Genomic DNA, 25956 nt, shown 5'->3' on the forward strand with positions numbered 1-25956 from the left:
CCCATGCCGGGCGCACAAAAAAGAGCTGTTCATCACAGCTCTCTAAAGAACTAAAGCACCTGTTAGTTTAACAACTAAACTTAATTTTTTTCTCTTTTTCGAAATAGAAACCTGTCCCATTTTTTTTGTGGAACAAACCCTTGTTGAGCCGAACTATTTTCTACCATATTTTGCTCTTTTGCTGATATAACTGTGGTAACATCTTTTCCTTCAGCTACCATACCTTCTCTACGGTCTTGTTCCTCTCTAGTAACAAGTTTATATATATCTGTTTGTTTTGAGGAAGCTTCTGCTGATGCTTCTGTCTTTTGCAAGTCTTTCGCAAAACAGATTGATACTACTAAAACTCCTGCAAAACCAAGGGTTAAAACTAATTCCCGTGAGCGAACCCACTCAGATCTCCAGCTTCTCCTAAGATGCCCGCCAGTGAAATCTCACTGATTCCTTTAATGGCAAGTATTTGCTTAACGAATGGAATCTGTTCCAAGACGTTTGTGACTTCTTGCGTCACTCTTTCGAGTTGGGATGAAGCGAGATCATATTCCTCTAATAACTGTTCCAAGTGAAGTTTATACGCATCAAGGGCTTGTTTCGTACCGAGCCTCTTCCTTGTTTAAGATTTCTTCAAAGTTTCCAAGCTATCCAAATTCATTTTAACGAAATGCATTTTGCTATAATATTTTTTTCTTCCTCTTCTCGGTAAAATTCCCACCGTCTTGATCCGATATTTTCAAATCTCGCGTGCTTAAAAAGAGTGTTAGGAATATATGATTTTGCTAGAAATTTTTCATTTAACCTTATAGTTACAACAATTTCTTCCATACGTTTTTATTGAGAAATTTTGTTTATTTTTTCTTTAATAGTTTGTACTTGTTGCTTAACTCTTGCTTGAGCCTGGCTATTTGTTCTCGGAAACGTTGGCTATGCAGCATTAACATCTGCATAGAGTATCTTTTTTTATTAAGACTTATTCATGATCATAGTAGCTCTTTCTGCCTTGTATGTAAGAATTGGCAAGGTCCAATGCTTTTTGAACGGCACCAATTTGGTTATAGAAGTGGAAGAGTTTTTTTTCGTAGTGTTCAATTAACATGGTGAAGCCCATATTTTTAAAAAAAGGAAGGGCTGTAGTCTCAATAAAATGATAGTAATCGTCTTCTTCATGATTAAGCTGATAAAGGTGTAATTCAAAAAAAATCCAGTTATACGATTTTGTCGATTTTGCTATTCCTAGGCCTCTATGTGCTAATTCCAATAAAATCTCGTTTGAAAGTAGTTTTCCTTTATAACAAGTATTAATATAACCATCTAATGCAGTTAAATAATGAGGAACCTTTTCATCCATTAGTTCCATGGCTTCTTTGTATAGTTCGGATGCTTCTTTGTATTTTTTTCTTCTGTAAAGTTCAAATGCAAGATTATTAAGGAGCTTTGATTTACGGTCTATTTCGTTAATGGTATCACAGGTACGTATTAATTGTTCGTATCGTTCTTTCGTCTCTTCAAAATCATGAAGCTCCTTTGCATTTAATTGTAATAACATGATTGTCTCTGTATCAATTATTCGTATGACATTTAACGTTTTTTGAAAATAGTCAAGAACTTTCTCTGCATAATAATACGATATTATATTAAAATGAATAAGGTGATAGGCTAGTGCCAAATGGTAATAATATTCAAATTGATTATATTGACTTTGATCAATTGATGTTAAAATTTGAATACAATCTCGATACTGTCCGTTGTAAAAATAATACATACCTAGAACATGTTTTAACATATTGCGGTCTTGCGGAGAAAAAGATGATTCATTTTTTTGCAGGTTTTGAATAATTAATAATGCTGTTTCTAATTGATAATTAGATAAATAATACCTTGCAGAGAGTAATTGATAGAAAACTTGAAAATCCGGCAATTGAATCAGTGTTTCTTTTTCGATTTCATCTTTTAAAATTTCTGATTCTTTGCTTTGTTGCATAACGAACGTGTTTTGCCATAACTTTAGTTTCTGTTGAAGATTATGATACCGCACAAATTCATCATCAAGACAGATATTCAATCTTTGGGATAATAAGTGAGTAATTTCCCCTGAGTATTCTGTTATCTCTCGTTCTATCTTACTAAGATGTGTAGCAGAACAAATCCCTTCACAAAGCTGCCCCTGAGTCAATCCCGCTTTTTCACGATAAAACTTGATAAGTTTCCCCTCAATCATAGCTTCACCTCTAGGTTGTAATTTTATCTAGTATATATAGAAAAAAAATGAATATATAATCTATATATTCTAGTAAAATTAAGAAAAGCGCAAGACTACTTTAATACCCTCCCTCTATTTATTAGCTTCTTCAATATTTACTCTTGTTTCCCTTTTTTACGAATTCCCAATCTACCTCAATATTTTATTCTGAAGAAAATCCAAATAACGCAACCTTATTGGAATACTCTCTTTCTTTAAAAATACTTTCAGAAAAATTTTATACTTTCTTTAAAAGTTAAAACACGATGAAATTAAGCTTTCATCGTGTTTTTTAATATTTATGGCTGTATTCCCAACTCAACTAAAATTGATTCTAATGTCTTACCTTTATACTTCTTCTTTGGTTTTGGGGCATCCTCAACATGCTCATTTTGCTTGAGATAGTTTGTTTGAACATATTTCATATCTTTGGCATCAACCATTCCATCAAAGGTGATATCCGCTGCACGCTTCTTTGTTTTCCAAGCGTTTTGAATTTCGATCGCATCTAGAACATCAATGACATTGTCCTGGTTAACATCACCTGCTGTAATATCAAGGGCAGGTATCCAGCGATTTTGACCGTATAACTCACCATTGTGCTCAAAACCTATACCAGAATTTAGTTTTTCTTTCGTGACAAAGTGGCCTGGCACTTTCATTTCAATCGTGAAGGCATTTGTGCTTAACGGCAGCTTGTTGAATACATATTGTCCATTTTCTTCTACCGTTGATGTCGCATCGAACTCATTTCCTTCTGAATCAAAGATTTTCACTGTACCGCCAACCTTGCTCCAATCCCTTTTCTCTGTAACAGTACCATCTTCATTTTTAAATCCTTGCGGAGTGACATAACCTCTAGCCATTGAGAATTGAGGGTTAACCTTCCAACTTAAATCAGATTTTAACACACTGCTTGTCTGATTATTAGCATCCGTTACGCTCACAATCGGATTAATGGCTGCTCCAAGGGTATATTGATCATCCTGCACCTTTAAGGCAACCTCAACGACTTTTGCATGGTCTAATGCTTTACTCTCTTCATTAAATTGGACAGTAACGACATTGTCTTTAATCGTTAAAGAGGCTTTGTCCGAGAATTCGCTGTGAAGCTTGGCATCAACTAACTCTACGCTATCTAAACCACTGTCATAGCCTCCGTCACCATTAAAGTTCCATTCCGCCTTTGACACTGCGTTAAGGTTATCTAATGATAGCGTTGCTTTTACCGTATCAGCTGTTTTCACCTCATACTTTTCGCCAATAGCATACGCGACAGGTGTACCTTCTTTTACAAAGTAATATTGCTTTGTAGCAGGTTTGTTTCCTGCCATATCATGTCCATTCATGCGGAATTGAAGCGCTGGGATGGATTCATCCATGGCGATTTCTTCAACAAGCTTTCCTTCTTTATCCATTGGAATTGGCGTAGATGGGAAACCCGATTGACCCCAGTAAAACACCATCGAGTTCGATGATTGATTGATATTTACGCCCAATTTCTTTAGTTCGTCAACGGTTGGATCTGTGATTTGAATGTCGAATGGATATGTTTCTTGACCTGGCTTATATTCAATAAATGGAGATTTTCCATCAAGTGAACTTTTGAAGCTCGGTGCATCGAGATCGATGAACAAATGCTGCGTTTCAGTTGTAACCTTCCCGGAAGTACCTGTACCAATGAATTTCAACTTGTAATGTCCCGGTTGCACATAACTTGCTTCTTCCGAAATGGGCTGTTTTGAGTTTCCTGTAAACTCATAATAAGTTCCATTAAATGCATTTAATCCATAATCTACATTGTCATAAGCGTTTTCTAAATTTATTGTTCCGACCAACCCGAGGTCCTTTCCTGTTTTACCATCTTGAAGAACGACATCCATTTTTTCCATTGGTGCTCGAAGGTTAAAATCAGCAAATACAAATGGAGTACGCATAGGATCCCATCCTACTTGGTTTAAATAACTTGGGGAATAGGCAGGATTTAGTAGTCCAACCTTATTAAACCCATCTTTCATTGTTCGGAAGCTGAAAGGAATCCGATACTGCTCTGATGAATTCGCATTGTTCGTTAATGTAATATTGCCTTCGTAAATTCCATCCTTTGCTTTCTTAGGAATAAGCATACTTGCTGTTACTTTTTTGAAGTCTTCACTTTTTACAGAAATTTTGCTTGGAATATCCAGCTCCACTCCGTTTTCCTTCAAGCTATTTGAACCATTCGTTTCAGTTACAGTGACACTGAATGTTTTGTTTAATTTATCATTATTTTCAATAGTGATTGATTTTTTTAGATTTAGCTTTTTATCTGCATAGTGAACATCAAAGCTGAGTCCGCCCGTCAATTCTTTTACCTTGATTAATTCCTCAGCACCTGGAACAAATGTTTTATCGTTAATTTTGAAGCTTGTTCCACTATACACAGCTTGGTATGGATCAACTCTTCCTGCTCCAACTTCAAATACACTGTAGTCTCCGTTGAGAGGATCTGCCGTATTCATTAGAACGGCTTTAATATCTTCCGGCTCTAATTGCGGATTCGCTTGAAGCATGAGTGCTGCAATCCCCGCTGTATGAGGAGTAGCCATAGATGTTCCAGAATATCTTGAATATGCATATTGATAGTTTTCTTGATGTTCAGCGTCCACCATATAAGAAGGGATTGTTGAGAGAACACTTACTCCCGGTGCCGTCACTTCTGGCTTCATATCGTATGTTTCTCTTGCCGGGCCTCTTGAGCTAAAGTCCGCTAAGTGGTCACCTTCTGTCTGTTTATCCGCGTATTTGGAGAAAGTAAAATTCGCTTCACCTGCTTGAATCTGTTCTCTAATGCTTTCTCCTGCCTCTTTTGTTAAAGAAAATGACGGCACAAAGTCAACGGACTCACCAAGATTTGCATTAATCTGCCCTTCCACATTGTTATAAAGAAGAACGGCAACTGCTCCATTTTGTTTCGCTTTGCTGACCTTTTCCGCTAAGGTGAATTCTCCGCGTTCCACAAGTGCAATTTTCCCTTTTACATCCTTGCCGGAATAATCAGAGCCATTTCCTAAACCGACATTCACTACCTCATAGGATTTTCCTTCCCATTCCTTTAATTGGTCTGAATAGTGGCGTGCCAAACTAACAAGTTCGATTGAATCTTCATTTCCGATTTTCCCATTGAAAGTAGAAACCGCCATCGGCACATCACTCGCCCCGACTGTCAAAGCAAGTGCTGCTGAGCCAGGTGAACCTAATGTATAATCATCTGATCCTGCATTTCCAGCTGCTACAACTGCTGTTACATCATTAAGGACAGCATAGTTAATGGCAGTACTGGTTGGATCATAAGGATCATTGATGTCCGATCCGAGGGATAGGTTGATAACATCCATGCCATCGTTTACAGCTTTTTCTAAACCTGCAATGACCCCTTCAGATGATCCTGAGCCATATGGTCCAAGAACACGATACGCATATAAATCCACATCAGGAGCCACACCTTTCACAGAAACCTCTGCATTCGTTCCTTGTCCAGCAATGGTACCTGCGACATGTGTTCCATGGGAAGTATAATAGGAAGAACCGGACCAGCTAAATTCTGGTTGCCCCGACGCTTGCCAATCCTTGTACGTTGCCTCCATTGGATCATTATCTTGATCAACTAAATCGTAACCGCCCTTATAGGCATCCTTCAAATCAGGGTGGTTGTAGTCAATCCCTGTATCAAGAACCCCAACTTTGATTCCTTTTCCTGTAATACCTTCATTGTGCAGCTGATCAATTTTTAAATATGGAATACTTTCAACGGATGTACCAGGGGCTGATTTCTCTCCCATGGCGATCGGATCGACCTTAAATGCTACATCTTTATATACTGCTTTTACGACTTCGGATTGTAAAAGCTGCTCTACCTGATTAGCTGGCAGCTTCATAGCTACCCCGTTATAAACGGTCTTAAAGGTAGAAGTGATTTTATGACCTGTTTTCTTGCTTCTAAGATTAGTAGATGGAAGAATCGATTGAATGTCTTTATTAAACTGAGCATGTTCCTTTTCTACTTGATCATCCGCTTGTTTTTTAGAAAGCTTCTTTCCTTTTACATTCGCATCCAAGACTGCAACTTTTCCCGGCTTTGATTTAAACTGGATAATGACCGACATTTCTTTATCCTTTTTTAACTCTTCCATTTTAAAGCCTTGCAATCCGACATTATCTGTCATTTTAAGTTGATTTAACGCTTTTCGTTGTTCACTTGTCAACGAAGCCAAGACGTCTTCTGCCTTTATGTTCGCTGCATTTGCATAAGGAATGAAAGGCGTGTTTGCTGATGATAGCAGCAAGCCAGCTGACAGCGTAATCGCCGCTGTTCGTTTAATGAATGAATGAATTTTCATATGTTCCCTACTTTCTTAGTTAATAGAAGATTTACGAAAAAATACCCCTTTCTAAAAATTCAAAATATTCATATAATAATATTAATTGCCTTTCTATTGGATTGCTATCGGGGTTATTTAAAAGTACTTTATATCTATTTATCTTTTAAATATTCTAAAAAAATCATTACACATGGGAAAATTAGTAAAAAAGACTTAAATGCAATTTTATAAATTGGGGTTTTCTTTAGTCAAATAAGAAAATATGAATTCCATTGAGAGAGTTGAAAAGAGGAGTTCACGATGCTAGAGAGAAACATCATCGAATTCTATCGCGAACGGCAGAATATGATGCAAAAGGATTTAGGAAAGCCAAACCACGGTAGTATCTCCTTCATCAAACCGGTTCTGGTGCAAAAACTTCAAGACAATTGAAATTAATCTCTAAATCATGGACATACTGATACTATTACTCTAAAAAAGGTGTGTGATTAGTATGTCTAAGGAAAATTTAAGGAGATTTTTAAGTGAACAGCCATTAAATGGATTGGTAGATCGGAACCGAGGGTATTAAACCATCAATAATTGTTGTTATTTGCTTTCAATGAAATATTTATTGAAACAGCCGCGTTTTTTAACGGAGGAATGCGGCTTACAAACTGAAAGTGAATAATAAATAGTTTTATTTTTACTGGATAGTTTTAATTTGTACAACGGATAGAGCATCCCGACGCTGGCCCAGTAGTTCCCCAAAATTCCACTGGGAGTTTCAGCAATAGGACACCATCAACAAAATCTTCTTTAAGTTATAAATAATTCAAAGCATTGTAGGCAAATTAAAATATATGCGTATATTCTAACGAGGTTTATAGTACATTATCCAAACATAGATTTTTTCTTTTGATAGTGTTTTTAAGCTATCAATAAAAAAAAGCCCTGAATTTGACTTTTCTTATTATTCTTATAGATGGAAGCATTTAATCTACTTGAAGAAGACTCTTTTATGGCTATAGAGTGTTTATTTATTGTGGTCCCCGTAGCATATCTAAGACCACTTAAATAAAAAAATGAATCAGGAAATTAAGCAGCATTACCTGATCCATCGTTCATATTTTTTCCTTTATTGATTTCCTTTTACCTTATTAAAGAGTTAAGTTAGGAGTTATCTTTTTTATTAAGTTCTGTTTGCATTTAATGTTGTACGTTTTAATTCATTTGTTAAACGGATAAATTCTACCTTATTACGGTTTTTCAATGAGTCATCGATTTGTTTTTCAATTTGGGCTTTCCTGTAATCAGCAAGGGCTTTTTTTAGTACCATTTCAGCGATCACTTCAGGTTCCAGTAGCGTTCCAGGCAATTGCTTCTCCATTAGAAATCAACTCCTTTACCTTTTTTCTATTATACTGAGTACCTTGAGGATTATTATTATTTTGTAAAGTGCTTGTCTGGCTCCTTTTTCTATTTTCATCGGAATTATCAAAACTGGAAAAGATTCTTAAAAGGATAGTTGTGAAATTATTCTTTCTGTTCCAATTTTTGTCCACTAATCAAGTAATCCTCAAATTTCAATAAAATGGCCTTCATGGCTTGGCTCGAGTATCCCTTTTCTTTAATCCTTTTCAGAAAGTCCATGAACAAAATCACCAGTAAAACCTCGACTTTCAACTCTTCATCAATCAAGTATGGGGAAATGTCATGCAGGAATACCTCTCCCCGGTAAACCTCCGACTCCTTTATTCGAAGGTGATCTCTGCTCGTTTTTCTTTTGAGGTCACCTCGATTTCCTCTTCCCTTTGCTCTAAAGAGAAAAGGGAACATATTCATAACCCTTTTCTTTAAATAGCTCCATCGCTTTAAAGTAGATTAATTCTTTTAATTCTTTTTTCTATTTTTAATCTACATTATTATTCGTGAACACCTCAATAAGTAAAACAAAAACCCGAAATACAGACGCTCATGTTTGAGTGTCTGTATTTCGAGTAGTCATCCCATTGAATGGGTGCTTTTTAATTCCATTTATTTTTCTCTTTGTTCCGTTTTCCACCATAGTGAATCTTTTGGATTTTCAACAGCTTCTTGATAATCAGATTTAGAAGCAACTGTTGGGTAAGAACCTTTTAGGGATTTTCCTGAAGTACTATTGAACAAGAATAATATCACTAAAAATCCGATAATACTCACAGCTGTTAGATAGAAACCAGGTGCTAAGTTATTCCCCGTTTGGTGAACTAGCCATGTACAAACTAATGGGGTAGTTCCACCAAATATTGAAACTGAGACATTAAAGGTCACTGATAATGTCCGATATCGAATATCAGTATAGAACATGGTTGGTAACGATCCAGGCATTGTGCCTTGATAAATTGAAAGCAGAACACCTAGAATTAGAATACCTAACGAAATAAATACTAAAGCATTCAAGTTTATTAAATAAAAAGCAAGGGCAGATAATAGGGTTAATCCGCCTAAACCGATTAAGAAAACAGTCTTATTTCCAATTTTATCACTGAGCTTTCCAAACATTAAAGTAAGTGGTACCATAATCATCATTAGAATCGTGATTAATAGGGTTCCTACTGTACTAGATAATCCAATAATTTCATCTAAATAAGAAGGCATATATGATAATAGCATATAGCTTGTAATATTAAAGAATGCAACAGCTACAAAACATACAAGAATATCTTTTTTGTGATTTTTAAAAATAGATAGGAAGCTTTCCTCTTGGACTTCATCATCAGAAAGTTCATTTTCAAAAATCGGTGATTCTTCTAAACTTTTTCTTAAGTACAACCCAATAAGCCCTAAAGGTAAGCCGAGTAGAAACGGTATTCTCCAACCCCATGAGGCCATCTGTTGATCAGATAGAATGATAAAGAGTGTACTGGCAAGTAGTGAAGCGAATATATAACCAATGAGCGTACCAATTTCTAATCCACTTCCAAGCATATTACGTTTATTGTCTGGAGAAGATTCTGCAATATAGACCATTGCACCAGCGTATTCGCCACCAGTTGAAAAACCCTGAATAATTCTAGCTATTAATAAGAGTATAGGTGCCCATATACCGATTTGATCATATGTAGGTAATAAGCCGATTAGTAATGTAGAAAAAGACATTAAAATAATCGTGGTTGTTAAAACGACTTTTCTTCCTAATTTATCTCCGATTTTTCCAAATATAATACCGCCTACTGGGCGCATTAAAAAGGCAATCGCAAATGTTGCAAAGGTGAACACTAATTTTAGCTCATCACTCTCAACAGCACTAAAAAAGTTTTGACTAATGATAACAGCTAAATAGGAATATAAGCCAAAATCAAACCACTCCATAGCGTTTCCTACCCCTGTAGCAAACACACTTTTCTTCGCTTTTTGAATATCTACAACGTTGATTTTTTTCTTGTTGAATTTCATTTTATCATGTCAACTCCTTGGGATACAATTATGCAAGAATGAGAAATAAAGTCAGACTGGAGCACAAGCATATTTTGGGTATTTTTCCAATTATATCCCAAATTAAAATTTTGTCTTCTTATGAAAACAGTTCCAACAACATTAGACTAACTTCACCAGAAATCGAAAAGCCTTTGGACATTAATTATTTTGATACAAAAACAGAAAAATATTCATTTTTTTGCTTACAATAGTTCTTTTGGTTGGTAGATCCCCTGCTTCGAGAAGAAAGCAGGGGATTAAAGAAATCCCTGGTCCCGTAAGGGATGTCTTTCAGATGAGGTTCAATTAATCGAATCAAAATGTGTAACCTTCACATTTTTAAAGATCGCTTTGCCGCCCTCGGAGAAGAGAGTAATTCCTTTATCTTCAGCATGAGGGAATATTAAGTTTGAATAAGCAGCCTTTCCATCATCCACAAAAACTTCAATACTCGTTTTATCGACGAGAATCTTTAAATGAACCTTCTTCTTACTGGCATCAAATGGTGCAGTACTTTCAACGAACTGATTCGTTTCGTCAGGTTGATCTGTGAATGCTCGATTGACATAAGAGTAATTTTCTTCTGCAGAAATGCCTACGTCAACGTGGCGTTTTTGATCATCTGACTCCCTGAGCCTGAATCCTGCATTCTTGAAATCCGACCATGAGAGATCTGCCTCTATTTGATAGGCATCTCCTTTAACATCAAGTGTTTCCGAGCCATCCACTTCGATTTTATCAAAAGAATTCGTTGAGCTTGTCAATTCTTTTAATGCTTCTGAAGGCTGTGAAGAAAGATAATACTTGTTCTCGCCTTCACGCTTTAGTTCAATTTGACGGACGATCGAATCCATTCCGTTAAACCCTTCTTTTAATGTCGGCGTATTGTCGGCGTAGGCCCAGTTATTCATCCAAGCGAGGGCATAGCGTTTGTCTAATTTGTCACTTGCCTTGCCATCTTCAAACGTTACTCCGCCATACCAATCGAAACCGTAGTCTAGCCATTGCGGTTCATTGTTATCTGGAAGAAATTCTGTTCCATTAAACGTTCCTGTCCAGTATGCATAGGTGTTTGGTTTCCCTGCTGCTTTTCCGTTTGCACTGACGCCCAGCACCCACTTTACTGTCCCGTCATCAGCGCGGATCTGGTAAAGGTCAGGGCACTCTAAAACTCCAATGTTCTCAGTGGAAAAGCTGCTCGTATAGCGCCAATCTTTCAGGTTATCAGACTCATAAAAACCTATTTTCGATCCTTCGGCCATGGTCATGATCCATTTTTGATTCGTGTTATCCCAGATGATTTTTGGATCTCTAAAATCCTTCGTTCCTGGATTTTTCATAATAGGCTCGTCACTGTAAGAGGTAAACGTATTTCCTTTGTCCGTACTGTACCATAGAAATTGTTCTTGTTTCTGGCCATCCTTAGAGGGTTGTGTTGCGATCGCCACAAAAGCGTCTTTCCCAAACCCAGCTGTATTTTCCTTGTCTACAACGACTGACCCTGTCCATGGATCCCCATTTTGATTCGTATATTTTGGAATGGCAATTCCTTCATCCTTCCAGTGAACCAAATCTTTAGAGGTGCCATGTCGCCATTCTGTGCCGTTGCCATCCGGGTAATCTCCATTATAGAGGTAAAAATAATGATAATTTCCTTCATAGTAAACGGGCTTCTGTGGATCGTTTTTCCAATGATCAGGAGAAGTAAAATGATAGGCAGCCCGGTATGAGTGCTTTTCTACCTTATCTGGCGGATTAGCTTCTTTTGTTTTATAAAATGAATGAATCAAAATTCCTGTGCTAATAACCATCCATAATCCAAGAACGAATAATCCAACCATCTTATATTTCTTTTTGTTCACTTAAACTCACCACTTTTCTCTTTTAAAATAGAAAAAAGAAAATGCCAAGTTTCCTGACATTTTCTTTTTCTTTTCACTGGTAACTACTTAACCGTAATCTGGCCTTGTTCAAGAATACTGTCTTTTACTACCGATGTTTTTTTCCCTTTAATGTTAAGCTGGAAGCTTGGGGCAAAGGTAGACTTATTGTCTTCAAAATAACCTCTGTTTGTCATGTAGCTAGTCACTACAACATTATCACTGCCAGCCTGCGGGATCGCATAGTGAGCATAGTTCCATGTGATGTCATATGGATCTAGATCCTGATGCAGGACGATGCCCGTTTTATTTAATGGTTTATATGGGCCAGTTAAGGAATTAGACGTGTAGCCTAACATGTAAATATCTTGATTATCGATTCCATCAATGGTCATTTTTGATCCTCTTGAACTTGTGAATAAATACCACTTGCCGTCCTTTTTAAAGATGTTTGGACGTTCGATTTCATCTGTGACCGTATTTGAAACAATCAATGGCTTCATTTCTTTTTTCAATGTATAATCGTCGTTTATTTCAATAATTCCAATTGCACCGTTTGCAAGTTCAGCTAACTCTTTTTTAGGGCTTTGCATAAGTTTGCTTTTTTCATCCTGGAAGAATTTATTGCTGTTGCCATAGTAAGCTCTATTGTATAGCGATTCTTCGCCTTGGTAGCCATATTCTGTACCCGTATTTGCTTCAAATACAAGGTATTTGCGGCCGTTGTCTTCTACATAGTGAGGATCCCTGAAGGTATGATTATCAGCGGAATTTCCGTCCTCTACAAATTTATCTACAGTTTGATAGTACTTGCTGTCTTTGCCTTCATAGATGGATTTGTAATCCTCAACACCATCCACTTTTAATGTTTCAGAATCTGGCTCTGAAAGGTTTACTTGAGCGGTCGTTAAGGTTTGTTTACCATAATTTCCTGACTCAGGTGTATACGGTTCGCGGTTTGTATAGAATAAGCGAACTTGCCCGTCCTCAGTGAAGGTCGCAGAACCTGACCACTCTTCGGCTTGCTCTTTTAGGTAGGGATCGTTTGGAACGTTTTTATCATTGTCATCAAATACTCTTCCAGCATTCTTCCAAGCATCAAGGGAATCGTCGCCCACTTTTTTGTAAAACATGTAGATGAACGTATCACTCGCGTTTTTAGGATCGCCTGCTAATCCAAAAACGATATGATATCCTTTGTATTCTGCAACAGTTCCATCAGCGTTTTGCAATGGCCATGTATCCCACACATCTAAATCAATGGTTTCGCCTGATTCCGTTACTTTTTTGGCAGAAGGGATGTTTTTAATTGTGGATTCGTCAAACTTAGGAATGGCATATCTAGTATCACCGTGCTGATTAATCATATCTTTCATAGCGGAACGAGTGATTTGTGAAGTATCGTACGTTTCTTTGTAATCTGCCGGATCCTTTGGAGCTGCAAATGATTGGGTAACAGTACCGCTTAATAGAATGCCAGTACTGAGTATTACTGCTGTTGCCTGTTTGGCAAGCCTGCTAAAGTTCATATGTCTTCCTCCTCGTTTTATGTATTTGCTAGTACAATAGAATTATAGGCGATTCCTGAAAAGAGAGGTATGCCACATATTGATTGGAATTTAGTCGTATATTGATATCGCAATTGTGGAAGGCAAAAAAAGCCCCGGCAAGAGGCTATTCCTTCGAAAACCTCTCCCAGGACTTCTGATATTCATTGAGCAGCTGATTGCGGTTCAGCTGTTTCCCGACATAGAGCTGAGTCGCGGCGCCGAATTCTTCTCTAATTCCAACAGGGAAGTGAAACCAGTTAGATGGGACGGTGTTCCCATCTTTGTAATTTCGAAGAGTTTCTTCTGCGAGCGGCCCTATATCATCAGTTTTAATGTTCTTAAACGCAGGAATGAATTTGAATTCTTCCGTCATGAACCGTTTTCCTTGTTCTGACGACACCATCCAATTTAAAAACTTCTTGGCTTCTTTTTTCTTTTCAGGAATGGACTGTTTATTTACGGCCCAATAATTTGGAACGCTGACGACAAGGGCTTCCTTTATAGGTCGGTCATTAATCGGAATCGGCATAAAACCGATGTTCATGTCAGGCGCAGCTTGATCGATCATCGGCTGAATCCAGTTGCCTTGCTGAATGATGGCTGCTTTTTCGGAGGTAAACAGATTCACTTCCATTGTATAGTCCGTTGTCAGCGGATTATCGTTTCCGTAATTTATGGTGAGATCCAGCAGGGCAAGGAGATCCTTAAATGTTTGATTGGTACTGATTTTCTCCGTTCCGTTATTTAAATTTCTTATAAAAGCATCAGTATCCTTCTGCTGGGCAAAGGCAACATTCATCAGATGGTCGCCCAATTTCCAGTCTTCATAGTAGCCTGTTGCAAAGGGAGTAATGCCTGCATTCTGCAGCTTTTCGGTAGCTGCTGTCAGTTCAGAAAGAGTGGCGGGCTGTTCAGTAATGCCGGCTTGTTTAAATAGATCCTTATTATAGATAAAGCCATACCCTTCAAGGTTAACCGGCATTCCGTAAATTTTCCCGTCCAATGTGACCGGCGTCAGGGCTTCTTTGTATGCTTGATTAATCCAGGGCTCCCCTGAGAGATCCTCCAGATAGTTCCGCCACAGCTTGGCATTTTCATAGCCGCTGTTTGTAAAGATATCCGGACCAGTGCCGGTCGCAATTTCGGCTTTTAGGTCGGCGAGGTCATCCATTGCGCCTCCAACAGTATGTACCCTGATATTGACGTGGGGATTTTCCCGTTCATAAGCACGCGTCATTTCTTCAAATTGAGTGGAGATTTCCACTTTCGGATTCCTTAAATCCAGCGTGATTTTTCGCTCTGTCTTTTCCGTTTTTTCTGGTGGGGCTTCGTCCTGACATGCAGAAAGAGGCAGGCTGACGGCTCCGATTAACAAAAGGGATAAAAACCTGTTTTTCATCATGTCACCCCTTTAGATTCATGTTGATCGTTCCTGTTCCTGAACTCAAAAGGCGTCATGCCGACGACCTTTTTAAATAGCTTTGAAAAGTAGATTTCATCTTGGTAGCCAAGCATGGTCGAGATGGAGTAAATGCTTTTGTCTGTTTCTTTCAGCCACGATTTTGCCTGGCTGATTCTAAGCTCCGTGATGTATTTGGACAGGGGCATTCCGGTTTCTTGCTTATACTTTCTTGAGATATGCTCGCGGCTTAAAAAGAAGACATTCGACAGCTTTTCCAGACTCAAATCCTCCATATAATACATGTCAACATAGGAAACCATGTCTTCCATGCGGCGGGCGGCATCTATTTCATCCAGACGGTGGATGGATCGGAAGTTTTGTTCCTCGAGCTTTTTCTGCAGAGCCTGAAACGAGGTCCTGATATCCGATAAAGTTTCGACCTGCTCTTCAGTTACAAGCCTTACAGGGATATCGAACTCCTGGCTGATCCATTCCTCAACGGAGAGCCATTGATCGCGAATGGTGATAACAAGGCAGAGGTTAAGATCCGTCTGCAGGGAAAAAGCATTTCCTAATTTGCGGTCCGTAAGCTCATCTGAAAGCTTTTGGATATAGAGATCCGGATTGTGCATCTGGTAAAAGGAGAGCAGTGTCAGCTTATAGCCCTCCGATTCAGGAAGAAACTCGGCAAGGCTGATTGAGTCTGAACGATCCCCCAGACATATCGCAGTGGCTAACTGGTTTCTCCGCAGTTTTTTCACATCTTCCAGCACTTCAGCATGTTCAAAGTCATCCTTCCAGGCTTGTACTGATTTTTCCAGTGTATGATTGAACGCTTCATACTCAATCGGCTTCAGCAGGTAATCAAAGCTGCTGTGCTGAATGGCTTTGCGCATATAGGAATAATCGTTATATCCAGTAATGAAAATAACTTTCCCCGGATAGGAAATGGAATCCAGCCACTCAATCAGTTCGATTCCGCCCATACCGGGCATTTTCACGTCTGTAAAGATAATCTCCGGGCGTTCTTTCTCAATCAGTGATTTTGCCTCATGGCCATTTTTGGCTTCCAATAGCTTGGTGATGCCATATGTTTCCCATTGGCCTAAATGGCGTATGACGTCCCGCACATTGAATTCATCATCGACAATCAGTGCTTTCACCGTGTTCATCTCCTTTCCTGAAGTAAGTCTTTATCATTCCCAAAGACGGTCTTTATCGGGATCCTCATGCTGACGGAAAACCCCTGTCCGTCATTCGAATCTACTTTCATTTCTGCACTTGGTCCATACCCCAGAAGCAGCCTGTCACGAATATTCTTCAGGCCTATATGTTCATGCGAATAAGTCCCTTCGTAAGGGGGTGTATAGATATGTTCCCGCAGAGTCTGAAGCTCTTCTTCCGTCAGACCAGGACCATCATTCTCTACAGTAAAGCAAAGATCGTTTCCTTGTTTTTCCCCGTTAATGGACAAATGAGCGTTGCTGTAACCTTCCTCATACGTGTGTTTAAAGAAATTCTCTGCTAGGGGCTGCAGAATCATACTTGGAATAGTCATGTCCAAAATGGACTCATCGATATTGACCGAGTAACTTACATTTTCACCAAAACGCTCTGTTTGAAGGGAGAAGTACGCTTTTGTATACTCAGCTTCATCCCGAACCCGTACCCATTGATCTGCCTGCATTGAGTAGCGCATCATTTTGGACAGCGAAGTCAGCAATTGATAGACCTTTGGTGCATTCGACCTGAGGGCAACAGCGCCGATGGATTGTAAAGCGTTAAACAGAAAATGAGGATTGATCTGTGATTTTAACGCCCTGAACTGGTTCTTCCTGTTTTCAATTTCAAGCTTATATTCACGGTCAATGTGGGAATTGATCCGGTTCATCATGTCCTTCATGTGTGACTCCAAATGGCCAATTTCATCGCTTTTGGTATCATCAAAAGGAACATTCATATTTCCGCCTTCAATGGAGCGGACTTTGCTGCTCAGCCTCGTAATGGGACGGGTAATCCTATTTGAGATAATGCCTATCATCAGCAAACCCAGTATTCCTACGCCGATGCCGACAAGGATATTGGTATAGGCGGTTTTCCTGGCATCTTCATATAAAGCCTGACTCGACATGATCTTAATTAATTTCCAGCCGTTCAGTGACCCTGATAACTCCTTTGATAAGAGAATATCGTCATCATGCCGGCTCCTATTCCCGTTAAGACGCTGCTTTTCATCGGCAGGAAGAGGTTTTCCAATCAGGGCACGATCATTTGCATACATGACGCGATCTATTGAATCAATAAGCAAAACAGAAGATGCGTCTCCCTGGACAAGGTTATTGCAAATGCGGGCATACTCGCCCAAATCAATGTCGATTGTAATCATCCCAAGAAACTTTTTAGAAAGAACGTCTGTAATTTTGTGGTGAAAAGTCATCACCATCGTTTTGTCCGATTTTGGAACAATGGCTGCATTATTGTAATTCTCAAGAGGGTGGGGCGGCTCAATCAAATATTGTGAGTCAGATGTATACAGCTGTTTGATCGGGTCCTGGTTCAGAAAATTCGGCTGATACCTGTGTGTGCTGACCACTGCATTATAGACTGTAAATGACTCATTGTTTTTAGCAATATAGAAACGGATTTGCCGGAATTCGTTTCTCATTAGATAAAAGGTTTCGAGACTCTTTTCCATGGTCATGGGGCTGAAATAAATGGAGTCTTCAAAGCCGTTATTAAAAATCCGAAACAGATCAGGGTTGCGGTACAGAATATATGGAAAATCAATCATGTCGTCAAAATACTGCTCCAGTTCATCCGCATTCTTCTGTAGCTGCTCCCGGCTGTTTTCAAGTTCATACTGCTCCACACTGTTTTTTGTATAAGTGTAGATGAAAAAAACGGACAGGAAATAGGGAAGAACGATGAAAATCAGCAGCATGATCAATAAGCGGCTTTGTATGCTTTTCACAGGAGGCACCCCCTTTCGCAGAAGGCTCTTTTTTTATTCTGATCTTATCTTCTCACTTTAGCATCCTAAAACTATATCAAATCAAAAAACCAAGTCAATCATGCTTAAGTAGGATTCATGTAAGGGCATGTATCCTTATACTTCGCAGTTCGGGCTTATATTATGTTCCAATCTGCGCTGCGCCAGAGATTTGAAGATGATAAGGCAAACAAAAAAGCTGAAGACATCTTCAGCTTTTACTATAATATGTGCTTTTTCTCCTACTGCTTCATCAACAAATACATAAAATAAGGAGCCCCTATTAAAGCGATCATAATCTCCGCAGGTATGCCTTCGGGTTCAATGGTGATATAATTCTCGAAAAATTTATCATCGTTGTAAGCTGATGCGCCTCTGTACTCCATTAGATTCCCTCCCTAGGTGGTAAACTCTAATAATCATATCGTAAAATCCCCTTATTCTGTTATCAAAAAGTTTACCCTACATACTCACTTATTATCTTTATAGTTAGAGGAGCAGTTTCGTCAAATGTGACATGCAGGGTGCTAATAGATGCGAGGAACTCCCTATTACTGTCAAGGTCTTCACGTGTAACAGTAAACCCTTCTTAACTATTTGGGTGATTATGTTTTTTAAGAACCACTTCAATCTTTTCAAGCATTAGAAGCATAGATTCATCCCCGAAATACTGTAATCCTGTAATCCAGCTTTGATTGTTGACCAAATTTTAGGTTGAGCCATAAAATAGGCACTCCACCAATAGAGCTCAGCCAGAAATTCAATTGCATGTCTCAATGAAACCACAAAGGTAAATTGGGCATTTTCCATATTCTATCAACTTTAAATGATTCACTTATTAGCAATCATAAGCATATAATTTTAGCTCTTCAGGATCATTAGGAAGTAGAATGTTTCCTTCAAATTTCATTCCGATCTTTTCAAGAAGCTTGGATGAATCATGATTTTCCATAGATGTTATAGCCACTATCCGTTTAAGCCCCAGCTGCTCGATTCCATACGTCATCGTCGCAGAGGCAGCCTCATAGCCATAACCTTTCGATTGAAAGGTTGATAATAAAGCAAAGCCTATATCGACATCTTCTAAAGAATCTCTTTTTATTAAGCCGCAAATTCCAATCGGAATCCTTTCATCCTTTAATTCTGTCAAGTACAAACCAAAGCCCAATCGGGAGTACATGTCCATGGGTCCTGTTAAAACATAGTTTTTAGCATCTTCTAAAGTTCTCACACCTCTATCACCTATGAATCGTAACCAAGAAGGTTCGTTCAACAGGTTGAGAATAAAATCTGCATCATCAATTGATAACCAACGAAGGATTAATCTTTTAGTTTCTATCACTTTCATTTATAAATACTCCCCTTTCACAAAAAGGTTTACTTGAATCAATTATAAGTGCCACGAACACGTTACAATTAATTTTACATTCTTAAAAAACGATTTCAACTGGATTATTAAACAATGGGAAGTTTTATATAGAATACCCTCACGCTTGAGGCTCTCAGTGTTCAATTAATGAAAATCATTCAAATGACTTTATTGTAAATAAAACGACTTTATTTGTAATTAAACAACTTTATTGTTACATAACACCCTCTTTTGAATTATTGTTTTTCAGCATTATTGAACCCTTTAGTGAAGGGTTCTTTTTTACGTTAATGTGAATGTATGATAATGTGAAGAATCGTACATTTAAATGGCCCCAAAATTCGGGTTCAATATTAGGAACATTAATTACTTCTAGAACTGCGCATTGCTCTCCGGCGGTCGTGCAGTACCAACAGGATAATTATTCCCATCATCACTCCCAAGACGTTACCTAACTCGGTGGTTAGTACATATGCAAGCGGGTACTCTAGAGCAGGTTGTGCATCGGGGCGAGTGGCGGACAAGCGGTTAAAGAGGTTATAAGAGAACAGCATTCCCGACGAGATCCATGCTGCTGCCATAGGAGGGAGGAACCTCTTCGACCCGCGGCGGGTGGTCAGTACCAACAAACCCCACGCCCCCGCGAAGGCCCACACACCGGTACTCAACGACAATAGGTGCCACCATAAATCGCGGTTATCCAACATAGCTGGGTTGATGCCAATAGTTCCACCAACCGCCCAGAATAGCTTAATAAATCCAAGCAGGATACAGCCAGCCGCGACAAGCCTAGCCAAGGTGATATGCAGTTTCTGGCTGTTGCCCGGGAGTAATTCAATGTCGATTGGATCAGCAAATGCCTCTGGCCAACGCGCTTTAGCGTATCCAGCTAAGGCGAAAGGTAGGCAGATGCCGACTCCAACCAGTGAGACCATTACGAAAATCTGCTCATATACCCAAACGTTGGCAGCTCCTGCCTGCTGATCGCGTATCATAGCAGCAGGACCAAGCACAGGCGCCAGCAACAGCATAGGAATAAGTAAACCAGTACCTACCCAGACGGGCAAGGCAACCAACCAGGCGGGCAGTCGCTCACCCCATGTCATGCTAAACGCCAATGCTAACAGGATACCAACTGCAGCTAGAACCATTGTTACTGCGTTTGCAGTGCGCCAACTTGGGTCGCCCATTTGTTCGGTCGGCATGAAGAGACCGAACGTCCAGGCGATTTTGATTAACAGATAAGGCATTATTGCTATAGCGGCACCATAACCCCAAAATCTACGCTTCTTCATCAAATGTGAAATTGGCTGCTTTTTCATTACTGCCATGAGGCCACCTCGGCCGCCAGACCAGTGAGTTCGTAAATCTCTACCTCTACAATGAACAGAGCGCTTCCAATTAAACTCTCATGTTTATTTCTATTTATAACTATAAATAAACACCCCTTAAGAATTATAATTTAAACTGTTTCAGTTTTAATGAATCATAGGACTTTTCACGAAGATAATCATTTCCCCCATTCGCTCACCATCAATACCCTAAAAACGGCTCTGCCTGCTTTAACTTTAACATAATATTCCAATTAGAAATCCCTTATTCTAAAAAATTAACACAAGAAGATCGCCTTCATTGACGACCTTCTAGTGTCAATTCTTCATGAACTATCCTGCCCCTTTAGCTCCATAAGAAAAAGAGCTGCCGAAGCAACTCCCTTAATGAAGTAAAGGAAGAAGAAAAACATAAATAATCTTATAATTTTTTTCATATTTAAATAAATGGAGTTTTTCAGTAACTTGTACTTCACCTATTTTTATATAACCTAGCTTTTCATAAAAATGGTGATTTCTTTTGTTTAAATGTTTAAATAAGAAGTATATAAGCTCCAATCTTCAAATCCGACTGCCTCTATCCCTTTCTTCAAATTATGGACAATCTGAATGACATATTTCTTTTAAAGTTTTCCACTGACTGGTCATTTGCTTGTTGCCCCTTCACCCTTTTCACTTTTATAATCCTTTAAATCCATAATCGCAGCTCCTGCATTTACATAGACCCACGGTACCAGATATTCCACAAATTGAGGTTATAGTTATTTTCGCAAATATGGCAGAACTATACTAAAAGACTTTTCTCACTCATTTAAAGATTTTAGAAAAAAACATATGAATATAACTTGAATGCCGTCTTTTCATATTTTACTGGTTGTACTGGTGATGGCAATTAGGTGGGACTCCTAAAATAGTAAAATATATCTGGTGTATAATTATGGATGGTATACTATTATTTAGGTGTATTTTCGAATTCAGAGGAGGTTATTCAATGAAAAAGGTACGGTTTGGAATATGGATGTTTGTTACACTCGTTCTCATGCTATTTTTGCTTCCAGAAATATCAGTTAAGGCGGCAGCCGATTCTATCATTAAGGTTAAATTAAAAGGCTATCTCGGTAACAAATCTGAGATTACCGTCGAACCGGAAGTCACGTACACTACGAATCTAGCAAATGTAAAACTAGAATCGAACAAGAAGTATACGTTGAGGGTCAGCGGTACGGACATTGTTGTTCTGACAGATTCAAAAGAAATAGGCAAAGCTTCTGAGATTGAAGTGAAACCTGAAACAGGGGACGGTCCACTTTCGATTAATGGTCGTACATACTTAGGTAGTTTCCGTTTTATTATGGAAGATGGGAAATTCATCCGTCCGTATAACTCAATTGGTCTTGAAGATTACTTAAAAGGGGTTGTTCCAGCTGAAATGCCGGCTTTATGGAATCAAGAAGCCTTAAAAGCACAGGCTGTTGCTGCAAGAACCTATGCGATGAGCTACATTAACAGAAAGCCCGATGACACAATGAGTTACCAGGTATACGGTGGCTACACATGGCACGAAAACTCAACAAAAGCTGTTAAAGCAACAGAAGGTCAGGTCATCGGTTATGGTGAAAAACTACATATAGGTTCAGATGCACTTTTTTCCTCTAGCAATGGAGGGAAAACCGAGTCCAACAATAATGTTTGGATTGGTGCAGAGCTACCATATTTAATGGTCAAAGACGATCCATATGATCCGCAAACTGTTTGGAGTTTTAGTGTAAAAAAGCAACAAATAGACCTTACAAATTTAGATTTGACAAAAGCAGATACATGGTGGGCTAATACCAAGGAAGCTGAACAAACACCAGTAATTTCTAATATAAGAGCATGGCTACAGACAAATGGCTATACAGGCAAAGACATTAAAATTACGGCTGTCCCTTTCCTATCCCTTCATACACCAACAAGTGGCGGCAGGGTGAGTAAAGGAAGTATTACAATTGAATTTATGGTGAAAGAAAAGGGGAAAGCGCTACAGCAAAGTGTAATATTAGAAGATGTAACGGCTTCGAAAATTAGAGACATTATTGGTCTGAGCTTCATGAAAAGCTTTTTAGTAGACAAAGTGGATACTGCAAGGGATGCGATTAACGTTTCAGGCAAGGGCTACGGCCATGGTGTCGGACTAAGTCAGTATGGCGCGAAAAAGGCTGGCGAACAGGGAAATACGTATCGCGAGATTCTTGCTTTCTATTATGAAGGGACAAGCTTAAAACAAGCTTATGAGCCAGAACCTGAGAAAGTAGAACCAGTCAAGCCGGAACCGGCACCTGTCATTCCAACGCCAATCCCCACACCAGTTCCAGACCCTGCACCCAAAGATGAAACAGCACCAACGATTAAAGATATAAAAACGTATTACGATACTAGGACAAAACAAGTCAAATTAACCTTTGATACGAATGAAAAAGCGAATGTGACAGTGGAAATTAAGGATGGAAAAGAGCATATCGTCGCTACTCTTGTCAAAGGGGATCAAAAGCCGTCAGGATCGCAATTAGTAGTTTGGGATGCATCAGAGGTAAGTAACGGTTCATACACCATTGAGGTTAGAGCGATTGATAGTAGTAATAATGCAAGTTCAGCATCTGTTCCATTTTCATTAACAAAGCCTGACACAACGGCTCCAGTTATTAAAAATACAAATACCTCATATGACTCAAAAACGAATAAAGTTTTCCTGAAGTATGAGATCAATGAAAAATCAAAGGTTACCGTTCAAGTAAAAGACGCAAAAGGCAAAATCCTAGCTACTCCGATCAATAATGTAGAGAAAAATGCCGGTGTCCAATGGACATCTTGGAATGTATCGAAGGTTTCAAACGGTAAGTACTCATTTGAAATTGCAACGATCGACAGCAATCAAAATAAAAGCTCAGCAACGGCTCCATTTACATTAACAAAACCTGATACAACGGCACCTTCCATTAAAAATATAAAAACCTCATATGATTCAACAACAAATAATGTTGCTTTGAAGTATGAGATTAATGAAAAGGCAAAGGTTACCGTTCAAGTAAAAGATGCAAAAGGCAAAACCGTGGCGACACTGACTAGTAATGCTGCAAACAATGCCGGTGTCCAAAGTGCATCATGGAATGTATCAAAGGTATCGAACGGAAAGTATACGTTTACCATTACAGCGATTGATCCAAGCCAGAACAAACGTACAACGACCACTTCCTACACATTAAACAAACCCGCTGCGAAGAATATGACTGGGAAGGTCAATGCTACGAAGTTAAATGTCCGTTCCCAACCATCCACATCAGGGAAAGTTCTTGGCTCTTTGAAGAAAAACCAAATCGTTACCGTAATCACTAAGAGCGGTTCTTGGTACAAAATTCAGTACGGTAAGGGAACAGGTTATGTACACGCAAAATACCTAACGAACGTCCGATAACGAATTCGATCAGTGAAAAGCCCTAATTAAAGTTGGTGAGCACTGAATAAGACCATGATTTTTTTAAGATGGTCTATTTCTATAAATTTTTATTTCTGATAGTTTTCAGTTGTAATAAAGATTAATCAAAGGTTCCCCCTAAACTCACATATTAACGTAAATAAAAAAGAATCCATTTTGAAAAAAGATTGATCAAAATGGATTCTTTTCTTGTCAATTATTATAAAGTTTTTATAAAATATTTTTATTATTTTTAGTGACCCTTAATGAACTAAAGCACCCGTTAGTTTAAGTACAATCCTTCACAAATTTTGTTTTAAATAAGAAAAAAGCTCCCAAAGCATCTCTCAATAAGCTAGTAAATCTTCTGCTCTTTTACTATTTTTTATACCATTTATCTGTTTTAAATTCCTCTGGAATCGATTGCTCAACAGGGTCATCAAATCCTAATTGTTCAAGAATTTCAAACCATAAATCTCTTTTAGAATCAGGTAATTTCGAGCCACACTACGGTCAATAGGTTATCTCTATTCTTGAGCTGCCTCCGGGGATTCCACCTCTTTTAAGCATGAAAACAAAAAGATACATAAGAAAAGATTAAAGTATGAAAAAATTTACTATTATTAGGTTTCTTAAAGAGAAAACTACCAACGACAAAAAAAGAGAAATATACTTATAAAGGCTATCGACATAGTTAAAAGGATAGCCTTTATAAAGAGGGCATTCACCATCAAGAGAGATCATCACCTTAAAACCTGCCTAGTCTTTTTAATCTGTCCTTTACAAGGCCTACACTTTATAAGAGAAAGGCTTTTTTATTATTCAGTAGTAGAAATTTGGAACTTTATAATGAAGACTCAGTAGCCTTACCAAGGATGAGGAATACTTCCCGATATACAAGAAGTTTTCCTCTTTTATAAATTTCCAAAAGTATTTTCTATGGCTAATTCCAATTCTTCTTTTCCTTCTCCTATATAACGTTTGGTCATGTTCAAATCTTTATGCCCCATCAATTTTGAAACGGTTTGAAGGTCTATCCCCTTATCGATTAATTTTTGGCAAAACGTATTCCGTAGCTTATGGGGGGTCGCATTATATTTAGTCAGCATATATTGCACGGACCTTGGCGTGATGCGCTGATTCACACTGGATATGAAGATGGCTTCCGTTTCCATATTTAAAAATTCCTTGTATGCCATGATCTTTTCACTAGCAGTCATGGAGAGTGGAATCTTCCTGTCTATATCACCTTTTGAATCCCGGATGAGGATATATTGCTTTTCTCCCTCTTTTTGAATGTCGCTATGGTTCAAATCACAAAGTTCGGACACCCGGATACCCGTATGAATCATTGTGTAGACAATAGCAATATTCCTGAAATGCCCAGAGGCCTCGATTTCTTTTAGGAGAGCAGCTTGCTCAAGCATGTTCAGGGCTTTTGGCGGATCTTCTTTCTTTTCCTTTGCTTTACGATCGATGTTGAGGACGATTTCGGGTTTATCAAGAAACCTGGAAAACATCGTAATGGCTGAATAATGTTTTTCAATCGTTCCTCCACTCTTGTTTGATAGTTCCATATCGTCTAAATAGATTTGAACGTGGGATTTTTCAATCTCTTCCGCTTCTTCTTTAAACCATTGAAGAAACTGGGAGATGACTCCCACATAGGTTTTAATTGTACCATCGGATTTATTTTGACCCATTAACCATTCGGCAAAAGAATGAAGAATTTGTTTATTGTCCAGGATTTCTTCTTTACTGGTCATCGAGAAGCCCCCTACCAAAATCATGCTATTAATAAGCCTTTCCAAGGAATAGTGGAAATTATACAAAAAAACCTTAGGATAATCCTAAGGTTTAGAATGCGTAGATAGGATTTGAACCTGTTTATACGGGTTTATGAATCCTAATTGATGTGATAAACATTGTTTGCTTGGCGGCGTCCTACT

General features: G+C 38.5%; 17 protein-coding genes and 3 pseudogenes. 2 read left to right on the forward strand and 18 right to left on the reverse strand.

The genetic code is table 11. The features are described 5' to 3' along the window. Positions 1-80 precede the first annotated feature (80 nt). The 5 genes and pseudogenes from J7J00_RS14880 to J7J00_RS14895 form a co-directional block, all read right to left on the reverse strand. Positions 81-314 (reverse strand): hypothetical protein, encoded by a 234-nt coding sequence (locus tag J7J00_RS14880; RefSeq protein WP_214791734.1) that lies wholly within the window; start codon positions 312-314, stop codon positions 81-83. Positions 315-373: 59 nt separating this feature from the next. Continuing rightward, positions 374-607, reverse strand: a pseudogene (locus J7J00_RS14885) (IS110 family RNA-guided transposase); the annotation flags it as partial. A gap of 360 nt (positions 608-967) precedes the next feature. After that, the gene (locus J7J00_RS14890) at positions 968-2215 is read right to left on the reverse strand and encodes a helix-turn-helix domain-containing protein (protein WP_214791736.1); all 1248 of its coding nucleotides are present in this window, start codon (positions 2213-2215) and stop codon (positions 968-970) included. Between the two features lie 130 nt (positions 2216-2345). Continuing rightward, a pseudogene (locus J7J00_RS28885) lies at positions 2346-2459 on the reverse strand (MarR family transcriptional regulator); the annotation flags it as partial. A gap of 76 nt (positions 2460-2535) precedes the next feature. Next, positions 2536-6615: a S8 family serine peptidase gene (locus J7J00_RS14895; protein WP_214791738.1), complete on the reverse strand. Its 4080-nt coding sequence runs from the start codon at positions 6613-6615 to the stop codon at positions 2536-2538. A 282-nt stretch (positions 6616-6897) separates the two neighbouring features. On the opposite strand from J7J00_RS14895, the gene J7J00_RS28115 reads away from it, so the two are divergent. Beyond that, positions 6898-7029 carry a hypothetical protein gene (locus tag J7J00_RS28115; protein WP_286201370.1) on the forward strand — a complete coding sequence of 44 codons (132 nt, stop codon included), beginning with the start codon at positions 6898-6900 and terminating at the stop codon, positions 7027-7029. Positions 7030-7768: 739 nt separating this feature from the next. Here J7J00_RS28115 and J7J00_RS14900 read toward each other — a convergent pair. From J7J00_RS14900 to J7J00_RS14950, 11 genes are all read right to left on the reverse strand, one after another. Continuing rightward, positions 7769-7966: an IDEAL domain-containing protein gene (locus J7J00_RS14900; RefSeq protein WP_214791740.1), complete on the reverse strand. Its 198-nt coding sequence runs from the start codon at positions 7964-7966 to the stop codon at positions 7769-7771. 146 nt (positions 7967-8112) lie between these two features. Further along, positions 8113-8415: a hypothetical protein gene (locus tag J7J00_RS14905; RefSeq protein ID WP_214791742.1), complete on the reverse strand. Its 303-nt coding sequence runs from the start codon at positions 8413-8415 to the stop codon at positions 8113-8115. Positions 8416-8613: 198 nt separating this feature from the next. Then, on the reverse strand, positions 8614-10014 hold the full coding sequence (locus J7J00_RS14910) for an MFS transporter (protein ID WP_214791744.1): 1401 nt from the start codon (positions 10012-10014) through the stop codon (positions 8614-8616). Between the two features lie 323 nt (positions 10015-10337). Next, positions 10338-11876: a glycoside hydrolase family 32 protein gene (locus tag J7J00_RS14915; protein ID WP_214791746.1), complete on the reverse strand. Its 1539-nt coding sequence runs from the start codon at positions 11874-11876 to the stop codon at positions 10338-10340. Positions 11877-11980: 104 nt separating this feature from the next. Then, positions 11981-13444: a glycoside hydrolase family 68 protein gene (locus tag J7J00_RS14920; RefSeq protein ID WP_214791748.1), complete on the reverse strand. Its 1464-nt coding sequence runs from the start codon at positions 13442-13444 to the stop codon at positions 11981-11983. Between the two features lie 145 nt (positions 13445-13589). Then, complete coding sequence (locus tag J7J00_RS14925) at positions 13590-14864, reverse strand: ABC transporter substrate-binding protein (RefSeq protein ID WP_214791750.1); 1275 nt, start codon at positions 14862-14864, stop codon at positions 13590-13592. Then, complete coding sequence (locus tag J7J00_RS14930) at positions 14864-16030, reverse strand: response regulator transcription factor (protein WP_214791752.1); 1167 nt, start codon at positions 16028-16030, stop codon at positions 14864-14866. Before J7J00_RS14930 ends, J7J00_RS14925 begins: the two co-directional genes overlap by 1 nt. Positions 16031-16035: 5 nt before the next feature. Beyond that, positions 16036-17838 (reverse strand): cache domain-containing sensor histidine kinase, encoded by a 1803-nt coding sequence (locus J7J00_RS14935; protein ID WP_214791754.1) that lies wholly within the window; start codon positions 17836-17838, stop codon positions 16036-16038. Positions 17839-18098: 260 nt separating this feature from the next. Then, on the reverse strand, positions 18099-18242 hold the full coding sequence (locus J7J00_RS14940; RefSeq protein ID WP_214791764.1) for a hypothetical protein: 144 nt from the start codon (positions 18240-18242) through the stop codon (positions 18099-18101). 452 nt (positions 18243-18694) lie between these two features. Continuing rightward, positions 18695-19204: a GNAT family N-acetyltransferase gene (locus tag J7J00_RS14945; RefSeq protein WP_214791756.1), complete on the reverse strand. Its 510-nt coding sequence runs from the start codon at positions 19202-19204 to the stop codon at positions 18695-18697. A gap of 383 nt (positions 19205-19587) precedes the next feature. Beyond that, positions 19588-20556: a hypothetical protein gene (locus tag J7J00_RS14950; RefSeq protein WP_214791758.1), complete on the reverse strand. Its 969-nt coding sequence runs from the start codon at positions 20554-20556 to the stop codon at positions 19588-19590. Positions 20557-21547: 991 nt separating this feature from the next. Here J7J00_RS14950 and J7J00_RS14955 point away from each other — a divergent pair. Continuing rightward, a complete protein-coding gene (locus tag J7J00_RS14955) occupies positions 21548-24007 on the forward strand; it encodes a SpoIID/LytB domain-containing protein (protein WP_214791760.1) in 2460 nt (819 codons plus the stop codon). A 378-nt stretch (positions 24008-24385) separates the two neighbouring features. Here the strand turns inward: J7J00_RS14955 and J7J00_RS28890 are convergent. Beyond that, a pseudogene (locus tag J7J00_RS28890) lies at positions 24386-24502 on the reverse strand (DUF6980 family protein); the annotation flags it as partial. A gap of 419 nt (positions 24503-24921) precedes the next feature. Continuing rightward, positions 24922-25773 carry a tyrosine-type recombinase/integrase gene (locus tag J7J00_RS14960; RefSeq protein ID WP_214791762.1) on the reverse strand — a complete coding sequence of 284 codons (852 nt, stop codon included), beginning with the start codon at positions 25771-25773 and terminating at the stop codon, positions 24922-24924. Positions 25774-25956 lie beyond the last annotated feature (183 nt).

This window comes from Bacillus sp. ISL-4, from assembly GCF_018613275.1.
GTDB classification, from domain to species: domain Bacteria; phylum Bacillota; class Bacilli; order Bacillales; family DSM-1321; genus Peribacillus; species Peribacillus simplex_E.

What these genes read in the sequence shown, in the direction of transcription:
- J7J00_RS14890 (WP_214791736.1), bottom strand. Translation starts at nt 2,215, where the DNA reads ATGATTGAGGGGAAACTTATCAAGTTTTATCGTGAAAAAGCGGGATTG.
- J7J00_RS14895 (WP_214791738.1), bottom strand. Translation starts at nt 6,615, where the DNA reads ATGAAAATTCATTCATTCATTAAACGAACAGCGGCGATTACGCTGTCA.
- J7J00_RS28115 (WP_286201370.1), top strand. Translation starts at nt 6,898, where the DNA reads ATGCTAGAGAGAAACATCATCGAATTCTATCGCGAACGGCAGAATATG.
- J7J00_RS14900 (WP_214791740.1), bottom strand. Translation starts at nt 7,966, where the DNA reads ATGGAGAAGCAATTGCCTGGAACGCTACTGGAACCTGAAGTGATCGCT.
- J7J00_RS14905 (WP_214791742.1), bottom strand. Translation starts at nt 8,415, where the DNA reads ATGTTCCCTTTTCTCTTTAGAGCAAAGGGAAGAGGAAATCGAGGTGAC.
- J7J00_RS14910 (WP_214791744.1), bottom strand. Translation starts at nt 10,014, where the DNA reads ATGAAATTCAACAAGAAAAAAATCAACGTTGTAGATATTCAAAAAGCG.
- J7J00_RS14915 (WP_214791746.1), bottom strand. Translation starts at nt 11,876, where the DNA reads ATGGTTGGATTATTCGTTCTTGGATTATGGATGGTTATTAGCACAGGA.
- J7J00_RS14920 (WP_214791748.1), bottom strand. Translation starts at nt 13,444, where the DNA reads ATGAACTTTAGCAGGCTTGCCAAACAGGCAACAGCAGTAATACTCAGT.
- J7J00_RS14925 (WP_214791750.1), bottom strand. Translation starts at nt 14,864, where the DNA reads ATGAAAAACAGGTTTTTATCCCTTTTGTTAATCGGAGCCGTCAGCCTG.
- J7J00_RS14940 (WP_214791764.1), bottom strand. Translation starts at nt 18,242, where the DNA reads ATGGAGTACAGAGGCGCATCAGCTTACAACGATGATAAATTTTTCGAG.
- J7J00_RS14945 (WP_214791756.1), bottom strand. Translation starts at nt 19,204, where the DNA reads ATGAAAGTGATAGAAACTAAAAGATTAATCCTTCGTTGGTTATCAATT.
- J7J00_RS14950 (WP_214791758.1), bottom strand. Translation starts at nt 20,556, where the DNA reads ATGGCAGTAATGAAAAAGCAGCCAATTTCACATTTGATGAAGAAGCGT.
- J7J00_RS14955 (WP_214791760.1), top strand. Translation starts at nt 21,548, where the DNA reads ATGAAAAAGGTACGGTTTGGAATATGGATGTTTGTTACACTCGTTCTC.
- J7J00_RS14960 (WP_214791762.1), bottom strand. Translation starts at nt 25,773, where the DNA reads ATGACCAGTAAAGAAGAAATCCTGGACAATAAACAAATTCTTCATTCT.